Annotated in this window: 2 protein-coding genes; both read right to left on the bottom strand. The window is 74.4% G+C overall.

Going from position 1 to position 3,084, the window contains the following annotated elements:
• Positions 1-115: 115 nt before the first annotated feature.
• On the bottom strand, positions 116-1,192 hold the full coding sequence (locus ACFV6I_RS38740) for a Clp protease N-terminal domain-containing protein (protein WP_380430896.1): 1,077 nt from the start codon (positions 1,190-1,192) through the stop codon (positions 116-118).
• 106 nt (positions 1,193-1,298) lie between these two features.
• Positions 1,299-2,870 carry an APC family permease gene (locus ACFV6I_RS38735; protein WP_380430893.1) on the bottom strand — a complete coding sequence of 524 codons (1,572 nt, stop codon included), beginning with the start codon at positions 2,868-2,870 and terminating at the stop codon, positions 1,299-1,301.
• Between the last annotated feature and the right edge of the window lie 214 nt (positions 2,871-3,084).

Here is a 3,084-nt window from a genome sequence, read left to right as displayed (position 1 = left end):
CCGATACTCCGCATGGACTCCCTCCTCCGCCTTGCGATGCACGCACTCCGACGCCGCGCGCTGATCCGACGTGATCCGAAAGAGAGCCCCTAGTCCCAACGCCGTTCAGTAGTAATCAGGGGCGATCGAGCCGATCTCCGCACAGGGCCTCGACCAGCCGCCGGGCCCGGGTCTCCTCCGAGAGGAGCGTCTCCACCAGCGGCCCGGTTCCCTGCCTGTCCGTGGCGCCGGAGAGGTAGGCCTCGACCGCTCGTGGGTCGGCCGCGAGCGGCACCCGACCGGCGGTGAGCGCGGCGTGGGCCCGGGCGTAGTCCAGGCCGAGCCGGGCCAGCCGCACCCCGCCCGCGTGCCGCTCGGCCGGGTCCGCGCCGCCCTCGCCGGCCAACTGCGGGTGCCGGCAAGCCACTTCGTGCACGGCGAGAACGGCCAGCAGCACGTGCTCGGTGCCGGGCGCACGGCGACCGAGGCGCTGCGCCTGCCCGTCGACCTCCAGCCGGACCCAGGCCATCGGCGCGACCGCGATGTTCATCTTGGCGAAGCCGGGCACCAGCAGCCGCTTCCAGCGCGGCAGCCGGTACGGCGTGCGGCCGAGCAGCGCGTCCCGGGTGGGGCGCAGCAGCGGGTCGAGATCGTCCAGATCGTCGGGGGCGCCGGGGCCGTCCGGCACGTCGGGGGCGCCGGGGCCGTCCGGCGCCCCGAGGCCGACGGGCGCCGCCAGCCGCTCCAGCACCGCTCCCGGCGCGACGCCCGCCGCGTGCAGCAGTTCGGCGGCCCGGGCGTGCGGATCGGCGAGCAGGGCGCGCAACAGGTGTTCGGCGCTGAACTTCCGCTCGCCGTCCTGCCGGGCCCGCTCCATGGCGCCGGCCAGGGCGCGGGCGGCGGCGCCGCTGAGCAGCAGGCCGCGCTCCCCGGTCGGGCCGAGCACGTCGCGGGCCGGCACGCTCGCACCGGCCCCGTCGTCCGAGCCCCAGCGTGCCGTGTCGACCCCGCCCTGGCGGTCGCGCAGGACGGCGAGCAGGGCGGTCGCGGTCGCCCCGGCGGCCGACAGGGCCTCACCGGCCGGGCCCTTCGCCCCGGCGACGGCGGCCAGCAGGTGTTCCGTCCCGAGGCGGCCGTCACCCCCGCCGCGTGCGCCCCGGGCCGCGCCCAGGACGCCGAGCGTGCGCCAGTCCGGTTCCAGCGTCGTCTCCATCCGGCCCCTCCCACCACGATGCTTTGCCCGAACTATATGCCTGCTTTGCTCACCCTTTACACGTGACTGCGCGTCAAGGAAACGTCAGAACCGGCCGGTTCTGGACTCAGGGCGCGGAGGCCGGGTCGGCGGCGCTCACCGGGACGTCCGGGTGGCGGAACCAGGACCCCTGCACCAGCCGCTGCACCAGCATCAGCACCGCGCCGAGCAGCAGCGCGCCCAGCCCGATCACCGTCACCCCGCCGACCCGGCCGATGCCCGGCAGGTCGATCGAGGTGGCACCGTAGTCCGGGTCGGCGTAGACGTCGAAGGCGCCGTAGGCGAAGAAGTACAGCAGCATCAGGCCGCCGGCCAGCGGCAGCACGCCCTTGAAGACGAAGTCCCGGACGCTGCGGGTGAGGACCCGGCGGTAGTACCAGACGCAGGCGAAGCCGGTCAGGCCGTAGTAGAAGGCGATGCCGAGGCCGACCGAGGCGATCGAGTCGGCCAGCACGTTGCCGCTGATCGCGGTGAGCAGGACGTAGAAGGCGATCGACGCCAGGCCCATGGCGACCGTCGACCAGGTCGGGGTCCGGTGGCGCGGGTGCACCCGGGCGAAGCCGGTCGGGATGGCCCGGTGGGTGGCCATCGAGAAGGTGGTGCGGGCGGTGGGCAGGATCGTCGTCTGGGTGGAGGCGGCGGCCGAGGTCAGCACCATCAGGATCAGCAGCCGGCTGAGCACCGCGCCGATCCCGGTGGTGCCGAACACCGCGTCACCGAGGCCGGACAGCACGTCCCCCGAGTGGGCCGGGTTGCCGAGCCCGATGCCGTCCGCGCCGACCCCGGCGAAGGACTGCGCCGAGGTCGCGACCAGGACGTAGATGAGGAGCAGCAGCACGGTGGAGATGACGGCCGCGCGGCCGGGGGTGCGGGCGGAGTCGGCGGTCTCCTCGTTGACGGACACGGCGGTGTCCCAGCCCCAGTAGATGAAGACCGCGGCCAGCATGCCGGCGGTGAACGCCGAGGTCGAGGGCACGTTGAACGGGTTGAACCAGGACGCGTCGACGGGGATGGCCGTCGGGGGCGCGGCGGAGCCGTACGCCTTGACGAGCGCGGTGAGCGAGAAGGCGACCAGCATCACCACCTCGACGGCCAGCAGCCGGCGTTGCAGGGTGGCGGACAGCTCGATGCCGACGTAGCAGATGGCCGTCATCAGGACGATCCACACCACCCCGGCGCTGGTCGTCCACACCCGGCTGTCCGCGAGCGAGTCCAGGCCGACCAGCCGGAAGCCGTACACCCCGGCGATCTGCGCCAGGTTGGCCATCACGATGACGTCGGCGACGACGATGCCCCAGCCGCCCATCCAGCCGGTGCGCGGGCCGAACGCCCGGGCGGCCCAGGTGAAGGTGGTGCCGCAGTCCGGGTCGGCGGCGTTGAGCTCCTTGTAGGCGTAGGCGATCAGCAGCATCGGGATGAACGCCAGGACGGTGACGACGGGCGCCTGGAGGCCGACCCCGACCACGACGATGCCGAGGGTCGCGGCCAGGCTGTAGGCGGGGGCGGTGGAGGCGAGGCCGATGCACACCGAGGACAGCAGGCCCAGGGCGCCGCTCTTCAGGCCCTTCTCGCCCGCACCGGAACCCGTCGGACGGTCGCTCGGACCGCCGGTCGGGGGGCTGGTCGGGGACGCCGGCACTGGCCCCACCCCCTTGAGTGCGCAGCGGGGGCCGCGAGGACCGATCTGGTCGTCTCAGCGTAACGCCGCCCTCGGCGGGCGGCCCGGGGGCGGCGAGCAGGCGGCCTGGGCGCAGGGTTGCCGGGCTTCCGGACTGGACGGACGACGCGCGGCGCGGGCCGTGGTGCGGTCGCGGGGGTGCCCGCCTGGCTCGGCGGGCCCGCTGTCCGAACGG

Source organism: Kitasatospora sp. NPDC059803 (assembly GCF_042732255.1).
Taxonomy (GTDB): Bacteria; Actinomycetota; Actinomycetes; order Streptomycetales; family Streptomycetaceae; genus Kitasatospora.
Note: the sequence above shows the minus strand (reverse complement) of the source record. Positions and strands in the feature narration are given on the sequence as shown.